At 54.1% G+C, this 13,464-nt stretch carries 14 protein-coding genes; 6 read left to right on the forward strand and 8 right to left on the reverse strand.

Annotated elements, in window-relative coordinates:
- Nucleotides 1-130: 130 nt before the first annotated feature.
- Nucleotides 131-727, reverse strand: a complete 597-nt coding sequence (locus KTE_RS30720; RefSeq protein ID WP_201388253.1) for a TetR/AcrR family transcriptional regulator — start codon at nucleotides 725-727, stop codon at nucleotides 131-133.
- A 159-nt stretch (nucleotides 728-886) separates the two neighbouring features.
- Here KTE_RS30720 and KTE_RS30725 point away from each other — a divergent pair, with 159 nt between their 5' ends.
- Both KTE_RS30725 and KTE_RS30730 read left to right on the forward strand, forming a co-directional pair.
- Nucleotides 887-1,231: a DoxX family protein gene (locus KTE_RS30725; protein WP_201388255.1), complete on the forward strand. Its 345-nt coding sequence runs from the start codon at nucleotides 887-889 to the stop codon at nucleotides 1,229-1,231.
- A 54-nt stretch (nucleotides 1,232-1,285) separates the two neighbouring features.
- On the forward strand, nucleotides 1,286-1,771 hold the full coding sequence (locus KTE_RS30730; protein ID WP_201391120.1) for a hypothetical protein: 486 nt from the start codon (nucleotides 1,286-1,288) through the stop codon (nucleotides 1,769-1,771).
- On the opposite strand, the gene KTE_RS30735 is transcribed toward KTE_RS30730, so the two are convergent.
- The 3 genes from KTE_RS30735 to KTE_RS30745 all read right to left on the reverse strand — a co-directional run bounded on the left by KTE_RS30735 (nucleotide 1,761) and on the right by KTE_RS30745 (nucleotide 3,533).
- A complete protein-coding gene (locus KTE_RS30735; RefSeq protein WP_201388257.1) occupies nucleotides 1,761-2,207 on the reverse strand; it encodes a nuclear transport factor 2 family protein in 447 nt (148 codons plus the stop codon). The two genes, KTE_RS30730 and KTE_RS30735, sit on opposite strands and share 11 nt — an antisense overlap.
- Before the next feature lie 371 nt (nucleotides 2,208-2,578).
- Nucleotides 2,579-3,085 carry a hypothetical protein gene (locus KTE_RS30740; protein WP_201388259.1) on the reverse strand — a complete coding sequence of 169 codons (507 nt, stop codon included), beginning with the start codon at nucleotides 3,083-3,085 and terminating at the stop codon, nucleotides 2,579-2,581.
- Nucleotides 3,086-3,230: 145 nt separating this feature from the next.
- Complete coding sequence (locus KTE_RS30745; RefSeq protein ID WP_201388261.1) at nucleotides 3,231-3,533, reverse strand: YciI family protein; 303 nt, start codon at nucleotides 3,531-3,533, stop codon at nucleotides 3,231-3,233.
- 133 nt (nucleotides 3,534-3,666) lie between these two features.
- On the opposite strand from KTE_RS30745, the gene KTE_RS30750 reads away from it, so the two are divergent.
- On the forward strand, nucleotides 3,667-5,088 hold the full coding sequence (locus KTE_RS30750) for a PLP-dependent aminotransferase family protein (protein ID WP_201388263.1): 1,422 nt from the start codon (nucleotides 3,667-3,669) through the stop codon (nucleotides 5,086-5,088).
- 461 nt (nucleotides 5,089-5,549) lie between these two features.
- A complete protein-coding gene (locus tag KTE_RS30755; protein ID WP_201388265.1) occupies nucleotides 5,550-5,948 on the forward strand; it encodes a PPOX class F420-dependent oxidoreductase in 399 nt (132 codons plus the stop codon).
- 100 nt (nucleotides 5,949-6,048) lie between these two features.
- On the opposite strand, the gene KTE_RS30760 is transcribed toward KTE_RS30755, so the two are convergent.
- From KTE_RS30760 to KTE_RS30775, 4 genes are all read right to left on the reverse strand, one after another.
- The gene (locus tag KTE_RS30760) at nucleotides 6,049-6,672 is read right to left on the reverse strand and encodes a type 1 glutamine amidotransferase family protein (RefSeq protein ID WP_201388267.1); all 624 of its coding nucleotides are present in this window, start codon (nucleotides 6,670-6,672) and stop codon (nucleotides 6,049-6,051) included.
- Between the two features lie 91 nt (nucleotides 6,673-6,763).
- Nucleotides 6,764-7,528: a hypothetical protein gene (locus KTE_RS30765; RefSeq protein WP_201388269.1), complete on the reverse strand. Its 765-nt coding sequence runs from the start codon at nucleotides 7,526-7,528 to the stop codon at nucleotides 6,764-6,766.
- A gap of 113 nt (nucleotides 7,529-7,641) precedes the next feature.
- A complete protein-coding gene (locus KTE_RS30770; protein WP_201388272.1) occupies nucleotides 7,642-8,589 on the reverse strand; it encodes an alpha/beta hydrolase in 948 nt (315 codons plus the stop codon).
- A gap of 157 nt (nucleotides 8,590-8,746) precedes the next feature.
- Nucleotides 8,747-11,449, reverse strand: a complete 2,703-nt coding sequence (locus tag KTE_RS30775) for a hypothetical protein (RefSeq protein ID WP_201388274.1) — start codon at nucleotides 11,447-11,449, stop codon at nucleotides 8,747-8,749.
- 702 nt (nucleotides 11,450-12,151) lie between these two features.
- Between KTE_RS30775 and KTE_RS30780 the strand changes: the two genes are divergently transcribed.
- A complete protein-coding gene (locus KTE_RS30780) occupies nucleotides 12,152-12,787 on the forward strand; it encodes a class I SAM-dependent methyltransferase (protein WP_201388276.1) in 636 nt (211 codons plus the stop codon).
- A gap of 113 nt (nucleotides 12,788-12,900) precedes the next feature.
- On the forward strand, nucleotides 12,901-13,362 hold the full coding sequence (locus tag KTE_RS30785) for a GNAT family N-acetyltransferase (RefSeq protein ID WP_201388278.1): 462 nt from the start codon (nucleotides 12,901-12,903) through the stop codon (nucleotides 13,360-13,362).
- Nucleotides 13,363-13,464: the final 102 nt, after the last annotated feature.

Below are 13,464 nucleotides of genomic sequence, written 5' to 3' on the forward strand. Positions count from 1 at the left end.
CTGGCATGATGCCAGGACCTTCCGCTGTTTGTCACCTTATGAGACGTAACCCTTTATAGAAGAGGAACCTTTGAAGTGTGTCCTCCCAATGCCCACGGGATGCGCAACGAGAGTCCAGCGTCCTGCTTCATCAGTTTAGAATGCCTATAGCTTGAAAAAGCCCAGAGGAAACAAAGGTGGTGCACCAAAGCGCCATTTGCTGGGGGGGATAGGGCATTCCATTTTCGAGCCACCAACGGATCATACTGATTAACCAGTTCGTCAGAGAAGCAACGGCTAGCTCTTCTGGCATTCGTTCGAGAGCGTTCTGCGAACTTCTAGGGGGCAGATGGAGACGCTTGCCCAGCAGTTCCGCCAGGGTGTCATACATCTTTGCGGTGAACCATACATTCCTCACCATCACCCGATACAAACTCGAATACTCAGCAATGTGTGTGAAAGAGGCAGCCAGGAGGAGGGTCGCCCCCTCGACTTCGGAGGCGGAGGGGGACTTAAGTGGAGAGCGCAGATCGCAGGTAAGTTGATCAATCGCTTCTTGAAACAGGCTGTTGCCTAACGCATATTTATCCTGATAATGGCGATAGAAGGTGGCCCGATTCACCATCGCCCGCTCGGCAATTTCCCCCACGGTAATCATCTCAAAACGTTTTTCGGCCAGTAAAGCAATCAACGTCTCCTGAAGGAGTTTGCGTGTAAACCTGGCTCGGATATCCTGGTGTTTGCGCATCAATTTTCCCTTTGTGTCGTCAAATGCGACAGCGTTCCATCTTTGATGCTTGCTTGTGCTCGGCTGTCGCCCTATACTCCATTCAGCGACAGTATATCGTATTTTGCGACACCATGTTGCCTCTACTGCTTACCCTCCATCTGGTTTTGAGGAGAAAATATGTCTTTTGAAACAACATCGCTCGTAGTCAACCTGCTCGGCATTGTCCTTGGCATCTTCTTCCTGTTTGCTGGGGCAAGGAAACTGTATGGGTGGGAATGGGCGAAAAACAGTTATCTCAAACATCACCCGCTTTGGGTCTATTACGTTTCTGCGGTCGTGGAGGTCGTTTCCGGAATCGGGCTCATCTTACCCCCTTTGAGATTCGCCGCCGCGCTTTTGCAGCTCCTGCTGATTCTCTGCGTCTCCATTCATCCCTGGCATCATGTCGAGGTCAAAAGTGTTCTTCCTGCGGTCATTACGACGTTCTTGCTTCTCTTGTTGCTGTGGCTGACCCGTCCTTGAGCGGCGCGTGAAGCATGGTTTTGGCACGGCAGGCAAGGAGCATATCCCACCAGTATGACGCAATCAGAAGTCACCATCCAGATTACGCCAGAATCCAGGCCCTCGACTCCTTCCTGGTTGGCAGAAGTGACCGCCTTTGCTCAGGTGTTGACCCATACAAGACTCTTGAAGAAGATCCAGGGCCAGGTGCGGTTTGCCCACGCGCTTTGGTCACTACGACCTGATCGATTGTTGGAGATACGGGCGCATCCTTCAAGTGGGCACTGGATGACCCCCAGGACATCAAGCTGCGGCTCAAGCAGCTTGATGTGGTCAAGGAATTCAGAACGCGTGAACTGGTCGGGTTTTCCCGCTTCCCGTTCTGGATGCGTGTGCTTTATCGAGCGATGGAGGTCAGCCCTGCGCTGCGCAGGTTGGACCATATACTTGTTTACCGATTTTAGCTCACGCGTGGTGAAGCCATCGGAAACTGCTCAGCCTCCTGTGTACTCTCGTACCAGGCTGTTGCCGAAACATCCCATGCGCATGGCTATGGCTTGAGGGAGAGCACCGCTTTGCCATGCTCCAAATCGACAGGCACCGAGTTCTGATGGTGCACGATCAGCCACTTGCCGTTGATCTTACGGAAGCAGGCGGTCCAACGCAGCCAGAGAGCAGTCTTCTGCCCATTGGTCCTGGTTCCGCTTATCCGGTTGAGGCTGTAGGTGAATGCAACGTCACCGCCCACAGTGATGTTGAGGTCGTGAAATTCATAGTCTATCGGCCCCTGGAACGACGAGAACACCTCTTCCCAAACTTTCCTGAATGCATCTGCTCCTATGTATTGCAGCGGGGGCACGATGTCGAACGACACGACCTCCTGCGCGTAGATAGACATGAGGCCTTCGATGTTCTTGTCATGAAGCGATCTGATGCAATCGTCTAGGAGTCCTTGGATTGCTGCTTCCTCGTTTTTCTTGTTTTCTTCGACTGCCATAGTTTCCTCGTTTTTCTTGTTTCTTCGACTGCCATAGTTTCCTCCTGAGAAGACGCCTGGTATGAACCGCAAGTTCTCGTGGTGATTGGCCCTCGAATTCCGTGTCTGAACGGGGTTGAAACCACAAGGCGTTGACAGTTCAGATGAGAACGAGAAACAGGCGTCTCTTCCAGGACTCAATTCTCACGCTCAAAACGATCTGTTTTTGGCGATACTCCTGAGATACATATCATTCTCGCAGGATTCCGCCAGGAGGGCTAACGCGAACCTCTCTTTCTAGATCCCTCAAACAGAAGACAGAACAGATGCCCAGATTGTGACAGCAGGGCAGCTTCTTTTTTCAAAAGGACGTCGCGTAACAAGAAGAGGGCCTACTTCTCCTGCCTGCTGAGATCCATTACCCAGTTTGTCTCCCAGGTGTTTCCTCCATCCACGGAAAACGCCTGCTCCCAATGGCACGACGTAGGGGTAATGTCCGACCAGAGCCACCGACACAAGATGTGCTTGCTCCCAAAGGTTTCGTGCGCATAGAATGCTCCACGCCCTTGGTGAAACCCGCCAATCATCGGGAGAGTATAGGTCCCCTGGGCTCCTTCTGCCGTTCCTCCTGCGTAATAGATGCTCCACTCCCCTGACTCGGGGTCAAAGAGGCGCGTCGAAAAAGCTTCCACCGTACCCGTTGCTCGATACATGTTGACCTCGCTGACACTGCCCCACCCCGCCAGGATCTTGTGATCCACCGCTGTCCCCTCAAAATCTTCCCAGGATGCGGAACCCTTGAGCCACTCCCGTAGCCGTCGATGGTGGATATTCCACCGTCCAATGATGAAATCAAAATCAGTTCGTCCATCCTGGGACGCTCCATGTGACGCGGTCATTGTATTTCTCCTCTATCAAACGACCATTTTCACGTTGGGTCGTGTAATCCATACACGACGGTCTCCTTTGTAAAACTGAAATGGCTCGCGACGCAACGCGAGCGCGCTCTCCTGCATGCGAGTGGCGCTCTGTTCAAACATGCCTTTATGCAGTGCTTCGCGCATCCAGAAAAAGCTGCCATTGTTTAAGCAGGCTCAGGGCAAAAATGTCATGCACCACAAACGGATCGCGCGCAAACAAGTCAACGACTGCTTGCTCGCTTTCAGCCTCAATGACGACCAGTGATCCTGTGGCATCGGCGAAGGGGCCACCAAGAACCACCATCCCGCTTTCAAAAAGCTGGTCCATGAAGTCGGCATGTTGCGCCCAATATGGCTGTTCGCGCACCGTTTTGCCCTTCATCCAGGCCGACCCAGGTATCCAAAGGAGAACAAAAGTGTTGTTCATGCTCTTTCCTTGTTTTGGTAGTGAGTTGCTGCTTGCTTCTCTTTGCGTGCCTCACGTACAATACTATAGTCTGAGGATGGCATTCCCAAAAGGGCCACATTTTGCAGCATGGCAGATGCCACTTGAAGGAGCAATGATGCCTGGAAAAAAATTCGCACCCGGCCTCGATCTGCCCATTACGCTTGATCGTACCGCATCAACATCGATCTATCGACAACTCTGTGAGCAATTACGGCGAGCTATTCTCGATGGGCGCGTCTCAGGAGGGACGCGCCTCCCCTCGACGCGCACCTTAGCACAGGCTCTTGGCGTCTCACGGACGGTCACGAGCTCCGCCTATGATGAGCTTTTTGCCGAAGGGTATCTGGAAGGGCGGCACGGATCGGGGACCTATGTCAGAACGGATCTTCCTCCGCTGCCACGTCAGACTCCTTCGCTGCCGAATACTCTTCCGCGCTGGCTTGAGAAAGCTCCTCCGCTGGTGTACGAAGCAACCATTCCCCCGCAGGCTATCGCCTTTCGCCTGGGGATACCTTCCCTCTCATCTCTCCCTCTCCGTGTCTGGCGCGAGACCTGGGGAACGGTCACTGCTCGCTTGCCACCGAACAGCCACGGTCCCACCGATGGAGACCCGACGCTGCGAGCAGAGCTTGCCGCCTACCTTGGGCGATCTCGCGGCCTGGCCTGTACCCCAGAGAACATTCTTATCACAGCGGGAGCCACGCACGCGCTTGACCTCGTCGTGCGCGCAACGCTCTCCGTCGGTGATTGCGTCGGAATGGAGGAGCCGGGCTATCCTTCTGCCCAGCAGACCGTGTTGGCCCGGGGAGGACGCCTCTTGCTGGTGCCGGTTGACGAGAATGGGATGCAAGTCGAACGGCTCCCACATGGACCTGCCGCTCCACTACTGGTCTATACCACCCCATCGCACCAGTATCCACTTGGAACCCGGCTCGCCGTTGACCGACGTCTGGCGTTGCTGACCTGGGCTCAGGCCAACGATAGCCTGATTATCGAGGATGATTACGATAGCGAGTTCCGTTTCGATGCCCTCCCGCTCCCGGCCCTGGCCAGCCTTGATGAGGTCGGGCGCGTCGCCTACATCGGAACATTCTCCAAAGTGCTGACCCCTGCCTTGCGCGTTGGCTATCTGGTAGCTCCTCCCCAACTGTGTGAACGGATCAGGCAACTCACGTATCTGACGGATGAGCAGGTTTCCTGGCCGCTGCAACAGATGCTCGCTGACTTCATCGCTCGGGGCATCTGGATCGACATATTCGACGCATGCGGTATCAGTATGCGCAAAAGCGACGCATCGTGGCGCAAACTCTTGCACCCATCGCGCATCTCGCGCGCTTACGTGGGCTGGAAGCTGGCCTGCATGTTTATCTTGAACTGGAATCCTCAATTTCGGCCACGCGCGTCGCGCATCTGGCTCGGCAGCGCAATGTCATCGTCACCCCTCTTGACTCCTACTATCTTGGTCCCCCTGACCGTTCTGGTCTGCTTTTGGGCTATGCAAGCCTGGAGATCCCTGAGATTCTTCACGGCATGACGGTCCTGAGGGAAATCATTGCACACGTTGCAGGCCTTTGAAGCACTCTACCGCCTGATCTTCAGGTGCTCTCATTCCCAACATGTAAATCTTCGCGTAAGATCCTGTCAGGGTCGCGACTCCCACGCCTGTATGCTATACTAAACTCCGTTTGTACATGCGGATAAAGAACATAAAAGGAGAAGGTACCAGAACGTCATCGAACCTCAGCTCGACGAGGCCATCGCCCGCCAGCACAACGCGGAGAGGTATTGGCACGTTCCAGGCTACATCGTCATCTCCGCCAGCAAAACCTTCTAGAGATGTGTGGGAGATGATTGTCCTTCTGACCTTTGGAACAGGCAGGAACTACCCTAAAGGACAGTGTGCTTCCATAAGAAGAATGCTATTATTTTTCAACAAACAAAATGTAAGTATCTATTTAGAAGAAAGCTCAAAGCTAATTGTAAGGAATGATGAACATGAGTGTCTTTACGGAAGCAGAGTTGAAATACATGCAGTCTCAGCGCCTGGGCAGGCTGGCGACGGTGAACGCGAAAGGGGAGCCGCAGGTGGCTCCTGTATCCTTCCGCTACAATCCAGAGCTTGATACTATCGATATTGGTGGCCATAATATGGGGCAGTCGCAGAAGTTCCGCAATATCGCGCGCAATGGCCTGGCCTCGCTCGTCATTGATGATGTTCTGCCACCCTGGAAACCACGCTGCCTGGAGATTCGCGGACGCGCCGAAGCGCTCGGAGAAGGTGGACAGGTGGTAATGCCTCAGTTTAGCTCCGAGGTCATACGTCTAAAACCAACGCGCATCATCTACTTTGATTCCACCGACCCCGACAGCGGCTCCCGGCGCGACGTTGAGTAACTGACCTGGCCCACACATCACTATCAGCCAGCGTAGAACCAAGCCAATGGTAAACTCCTACAAGCGAAGGGCGAAAAGATGGAACGCTCTATGGCGCAAACTACACGCCTGCGCTCTCCTCAGCGGCTGCCTGTTGCCAGGCGTAGAAATATGCCTGGTCTCCGGTGGTAAAGAGACCATACCAGGCTTCAAGCACACGTGGACTATAGGCCTGTAACTTCTGCAAAATATGGTATGCGAAGGCAATGGAGGCGGTCGCGCTCGCCGTAATCAGGTTGTCATCGGTCACCGCTGGCTGGTCTTGATAGAAAGCCTCGCCACGATAGTCCAGCGCTTGCAGGTACTCGCGAGCATTGCTCGTATGGGGTCTATCATCCAGTAGGCCTGCCTGCGCCAGGCCTGCGGTCGCGCCGCAGATAGCCGCTACAGGCACATCTGCCGCTAAAAACTTCCTGGCTTTATCGATCGCTTCAGGATAACCGCCCTGCTCCCAGGCACCACTACCAGGCAAAATCAACATCGCGCTCTGCGCTGGTTCTAGTTCAGCAAGCTGGAGGTCAGGCAGGATGGCCAGGCCGCCAGCCGTTCTGATTGGCTCCCAGCTCACCCCAACAGTTCGCACACTATAGCCTACAACTGGATTATTCAGCATGGGCAGCACATAGCCTATCTCCCAATCGGAGAGGCCATCACACACAAACAAGTGGACAATTCTTGGGTCCATACGTACTCACCCTATCCTTTCTCATGCGCACAGAGCACTATTTGCTCTCACACCGCTACTGTAGCACATTTACAGGATAGAATTGGCCCTCTTAACTCACCCTGCTATTTACAAAATCGTGCATGCCTGCCCATTCGCGCCAGATATTGGTCATACATTCCCATTGCCACTGTTCGTGGTTGACGTGGCGCAGGCGGAAGAAGATAGCGTAGCGGATATAAGGCGAAGTATTTATGGTGATTCCATGCCCCAATTGATAATGGCAGAGGACGGCATCGCCGGGCTGGGCGGTAATCTGCTGTAGCTCAGGCAAATTTACCTCGGGCAGACCCTTGAGGAGGGACTGTGGCGTGTGCTTGCGAAAATAGTCCTCATATAACCGATGCGTTCCGGGCCAGACCGCCAGGTTACCCATAAAATCATGAGGAATAGCGCTCAGGAAGACGCCGATAAGCGCCGTAAAATTGTCTATCGTTCCCTCTTTGACCCCATTGTTTGCCGAATACATTCCATCCAGGTGAGGACGAGGTGGGCGGGTGGGACCGGGCGCGGGAAAGCGCAGAGCAATCTGGCCACTTTTTACAGGACGAATACTCCCCTGTCCAATAACCGACTCGCTCAGGCTCCAGAGCGGCGATTCAGTGAGTAAACCGGTAATTTCTGGCGATGCCGTAATTTCTGGGCAGTATGTTTGTGCCCGTAAGATAGGTAAGCGCTGGGGATCCATCCCCTCAGAACCCAAAGAGGCGTTTATCGCATGCAAGGCCTTCTCAACCAGCTCCTGCGGCACAATACCAGGCAGTGCCACATACCCTTGTTCGTAAAGCGCTTGCTTCTGTGTAGGTGTCAATTCCATGACAGAAATCTCCTTCCATGGGTAAAACAAAGCATTTACATGTTTCTATGCGTTTTTTTATAGTATCAGCTTTTGAGAAAGATCGTCAAACGCCTAGCCAGGACCTTTAAAAATTATTTCATGTAGCGCTTCAAAAAGGCTCGCGTTTTGGCGGCATATACTTGAGGGTCGGTCGAGTAGGCCATGCCATGGGTCGCCTCAGGAATGATCAGGAGTTCTTTATCTACAGGGCAAGCCTCGTAGAGAGGGTAGACCATCGAAGTGGGGACGAAGGTGTCGTCCGCGCCATGGATGAAGAGGGTTGGGAGCCGGGTCTTGCGCACCTGCTTGAGGGCCGAGGCCTCACCAAAGAAGTAGCCGGCGTGCAGCTTGCAGACCAGGCTCGTCAGGTAGACCAGGGGGAAGGGTGGTAGCTTAAACATGCGCCCCAGTTGGTAAGAGAGAATGTCCTTCACTGAGGTATAGGCACAATCGGCAATCACGCACTTTACCTGCTCCGGCAAGCGCTCTCCGCCCGTCATCAGGACCGTCGCGCCCCCCATCGAGATGCCATGCAGGACAATTTCGCTCTCTGGGCCAACGCGCTGAATAATAGAGTGAATCCACTTGATGTAGTCCAGGCGGTCGGGCCAGCCAAAGCCAATATAGCCGCCATCGCTGGCGCCGTGCCCACGATCATCGGGCATAAACACATTATAGCCAAACTCTTCATGATAGAGCTGAGCCAGCAAAGCCATATCTTTCTTGGCGTGACCGGCATAGCCATGCGCCAGGATGGCAGTCTTCGCCGTGGGAGCCGGCGCGGGCAGGTAATAGCCGCGCAATTTCAGCCCATCCATAGACATCATGTCGATGTCCTCAAAGGGCTGCCGCTCGATCCAGGGCGTCTCCTCGACCGGAACATCCCCCTCCTGGTAATTAGGCAGGTCGGGACTCGTCGCCAGCATCTCCTTGCTCGCTTGCCGCACGATCCCCAGGCGGTAAAAGTACAGCGGTGTGGTCAGCAACACCAGCAGAACAATACCGAGAATTGCGAGTATAATCACAAAAATTGTCGACACGCGTTACAAATCCTTGTTGCTTAAGATTTTTTCTTGTTTCGGTGGTATGGTGGTCCTGGCAGGCTGCGCCTGCCAGGACCACCATACCGCCGAAACAGCACGCGCATATCTTATCATCACACCTCTACTATAACAAGCGAGCAGGAAACTCTTACATTCATCGCCAGCTCCAGTTCTTGACCTCTTCAACAGGAAGGCTCAACACCTCTAAGACGCGCTCATAGAGCTCATCGGACCAGGTCAGCGAGGGCTCACAGCGGCAGCAGTAATAGTCGTTCCCGCCATCGCCTCGCGGTTCGATATACGCAAAGCGGCAGTTGCATGCTGGACAGGTATTTTTCAACTCAAGCTGTTCCTGCACTCCCAGGCGCTCCAGCAAGCGTCTGACCTTTTGACGCGCCAGATAGGGGAAAGGATCTACCTCCGGCTGCTGCGGCTCCAGGGCAACACTCGCTTGCTGCCCTTCATCACATGGCATATTTGCCCAACGTGTAGGATCCATGCTGGCATGGACTCCTGCCCCCCCTGGCTGAAGCTCAACCACTGGCGGAATCGCTTCGCTCGGAGTCCATACCAGCATGGATCCTACGGAGGCTTCATGGCTATAGGAATTTCCTTGTGGAGAGGGGCAGGCAATGGTAGGAGTGGGATCCTGGGCATGCTCCTCGTCTTTCGCCAGGGGATTTATTGCCTCGCCTGGCTCATCTGGCTGAATGACGTTCGGTTGTTTGTTAGCACCTTGCATACTGAATTCAGGTAATACGCCTGGCTGCTCATCAGATGTTCGCGCGTTGATTTCAGCTGGCTCGGCTGGCTGCATAGAATCCTCCTCACAAGGCTCCAACATTGGTGTGATGGCCTCTTTATCCACTTCTTCATCCCTCGCCTGATTGGCAGGTTCTGGCAGAGGCTCGCCGCGTGAGAGTGCCTTGCAGGCATCGACGACGGCGTTTTTCAGGGCTGTAATAAACCAGGGCATACGCTTGATCTGCCCCTGGTCGGTGTGGCTGCGCACGCCAGGCAGAGCATAGGCAGCATCCCGGTAATACTCTATGGTCTGGTAGAACCAGTCTTCGACGGTGCTAGCGTGGTCCTCCAGCCCCGCTTCGAAGGCGAAGTGCAGGAGGCGCTGCATGTGGTTCACCAGGTTGCTCTGCGTCGAGTAGGGATTGGCATCACGGAACTTCTCCGAGACGCTGTAGCCCAGCAGCATCAGGCGGCGCGTCAGGGGCCGGCGAGGCTGCATACGCTGCTGCTCCTTGATGCTAGGCAGGCGCTGCGGGCGATACTGTTGTGCCACGTCTTTCTTGCCTGTTGGCCTGGTTTTCCCGCCTCCAGCCTTGCGCCGGGCTAGCTCCTCGTGTGTGAGCGGTCCCTGCGCCAGGGGCCGATAGTGCTCCTGCCAGTTGCCACCTCCTGGCTGCACGGCGACCTGGGCCACAAGCTGCCTGGCTGGCTCCTGGACCTTCACTGCTGCCTGCTTGACCGCGTCAACCGGGCGAGGATACCACATGGGCGGATTGGGCCGGTATTCCCACTCTCGCGGATTGGGACCCGGCGGAGGTGTGTTCTGTGCCTGGCGGACACGTGGTCTCTCACTCAGTTTAACGGGCTCAGGCAGCGCTTCAATAAGCGAGTCAGGCCAGTACGCAGGTTCAGGCATCACCTCCTCGGGTGAGATCGACCAGTACATTAGCTCCTGTGGCTTCTCACTCGCATAAGGCGGTTCCTGTGGCTCCTCGCTGACGGCACACGTCATCTGCGCCTCCTGTCCGCTTGCTTCTGTCTGCTGTACCTCAGCTTCTACGCTTGCTTCATGCTTGCTCACCTGCTCGGGGCCAATTTCTCCAAAAGCGGGGGTGCTAGAAGGCTGCTCGTCCCGAGAATGCTGCCCACAGGAGTCTCCCTGAGTGGGAGTTATCCGCCTGCAATGCTCGCAGCTATACTTCTGGCGTAGATCCTCTTCTTCTCGCAGAAAAATCTCTAGCCATTTTTGCAAAAAATCCAGCTTCGAATTCGAATTCGAAGTTAAACTATTATAAACTATAGTATCTATACTATAGAGGGAATATTCTTGGAGATATTTATTCCAAAGTGCGCTTATTTTGTCTTTATCGCACTTTAGTACATCTTCTGCATTTACAAGCTTGAGCGCAAGCACATGGATCTCGGATTCGAGCGCACCGGTGTGCTGATAGCAATAGCTGCACTGATGGTTAGAGCAGCGGACAGCGGGTCGTAGTTCATGACCCTGAGACTGGTGACGCTTAGGCCCAGGCTTCTTCTTAAAGAGGCGCTGGTAACAGGCGAAGTCGCGCACCTGGTCGAGAATTCCCTCGTGGTTAAGAATAAACTCGGCGTATTCCCAGGTGGGTGGTACATATCCTGGCGAGCGCCTCCATTGCAGAAAACGATACGCCAGGTCATAGAGTGGTTGAAAGAGCTTTAGCGTGACGAGGCGACACTGGTAACTCTCATCCTCATTCTGACGGAAGATCCAGTCCTGTTGCAATATCAGCAGGCCTCGCTCATGTAGCGCCTTAAGGCCATTACTCACCGTGCGGTCACAGCGGTTCATAAACTTCGCCAGGGCTTTGGCCCCGACATAGGCCTTGGGAAATTTCTTCTGAAACTCGATGATTGCTTCCCAGAGGTTACATTCCGCGCTAGAAAGAATGTGTTTTATCAGCTCGCGAAGGAGATGTTTTCCATTCTCCCCTTCAAACTCACGATAGCCAAACTGGAAGGTAGTAGTACTTTCAAGTGGGGTATTTTTAGAGATTTTTTTTGAGGTTATTGATGCTACTGCTGGCGTATCCTCGCCCTGGTGGCTTCCCTGCACCGGCTTTAGGTGCGGCATAGAGACCTTTCCAGACTGTGGTACTACGCTACAAGAGGCACTTATATTGATATTTAATTCGTTGACAAGCTCAAGAAATGGCTGTATTATACCCATACACATATGGGGCGGAATCACCTGAGAAAGCTACTGACGGCTAATCGGTACTTCTCATACAAAAGGTGGTTCCGTTTTCCTTTCTATAGAATTACGGTATACACCTGCGTAGCAGTGAGAAGTGTGGACAAGTGCCATGGGCATATCTGCGTGTTTGACTCGTGGTCATAGTGTTGCTGTCCCTTCCACCTATCAACCGCCGCATACACATGCAAAGAAGATGAAGCTACCCTCTCGCATATCTTGTATATTGGTGCATTTGTTCTTACTTCCAATCATATCACATAAACCCATCTATTGTACAGCCTTTATCCAAATGTTCTAAGCACGATTTTGTGGTAATACCTCACAGCCAAAATAGTATGTTCATATGCATGAAAAGCTCCGCCTTAAACTGCTAGCCCATATTTCCCCTTCTCAAGAGAATCATCGCACCTGCGGCGCTCAAGGGTAAGGGTTGTGGGTGGAAAAACGGCAAAGCCGTTTTTCCACCCACAACCCTTACCCCGAGGAGAGCTTGCGAGCCAAGGCAGCGGTGGGCATGGCTTCTAGAACGCTATAATGGTATAATACGCTAAATAGAACATATTTTCATGGAGGGACCTGATGAAGGTAAAGCAACGCCTCGCAGGCAAGTGGCATGAGCAGCACCAGCGGCCAAGGGGCCAACTTGGCCGCGTGGTTGGCGAGAGGATGATACAACAGCACCAGCCAGAAACTGACTGGACGCTTGAATTGCTGGACATTCAGCCAACGGATACAGTTTTAGAGGTAGGCTTTGGTGCGGGCCGGGGCATCATGCTAGCTGCAGCGAAGGCCTCGGCAGGGCACGTCATGGGTATTGACCTCTCCGAAACTATGGTGCAGGTAGCGGCAAAGCGCAACGCACAGGCCATCCGGGCCGGACGCGTCGTCTTAAAGCAGGGAGACATCGCAACCCTCCCCTTCGAGGATCAGCAATTCGACAAGATCATGACCATCCACACCTTTTATTTCTGGCCCGAACCTTCACAGATAGTCCAGGAACTAAGGCGTGTTCTCAGACCCGGTGGCAAAATGATTGTCACGCTGGCGACGGGCATGCTCAACGCCCAGGGAGTGGAAGAACTATGGCCCCTCCAGGCCACCCTTGAGGAACAAGTCGTGCCAGACATGCTGCGCAACGGCTTCAAAGTGGCGCGCCTGGAGCGCGGCCCCTTCTCCCGCCAATACAACAACATGGCCTTGATTGGCGAGAAATAATAATTGGCTTGACAGTGGCTTGCCCCAGCACATATGATCCTTAACAGTAACAAGCAACCAATAGCGCCGCTGGCGAGCGGCGCTATCCGCGAGAAATTGTGAGGATACATTCCATGTTCACCTTGCGCCGTTATGAGCCTGCTGATCGAGAAGCAGTCGAACACTTGCATGTGCATGCCATTCAGCAGACCGGGGCCTATCTGGGACGTGGTCCCTGGGATGATGATGTCTATGCCATCGAGGAGGTGTATCTCCAGAATGGTGGAGAGTTTCTGATTGGTGAATGCGATGGCCAGTTCGTGGCGATGGGCGCCTTCAAGCGCACAGGTCCGGAACGCGCTGAGATCAAACGCATGCGTGTCCACCCCGATCACCAGGGGCACGGCTACGGCCAGCTCATTCTGACCGAACTCGAAGCCCGCGCCCACGCCCTCGGCTATCGGACCCTGCACCTCGACACCTCCATCCTCCAGCTTCCCGCCCAGAGGCTCTACGAGAAGAACGGCTTCCGCGAGGTAGGCCGCGACAACTACCAGGGCATTGAAGTAATTTTGTACGAGAAGCAATTGAGTTAAAAGTCAAAACATAGGCGCCACGGCTCGCCCCCGAATGGGGGGTTACGGCGCGGGGTGGCTTTCCAGGCCGGTAGGGACCAGCTTTAGCGCGTCCGAATGCCA

The organism is Ktedonobacter sp. SOSP1-85 (assembly GCF_016587415.1).
Taxonomy (GTDB): Bacteria; Chloroflexota; Ktedonobacteria; order Ktedonobacterales; family Ktedonobacteraceae; genus Ktedonobacter.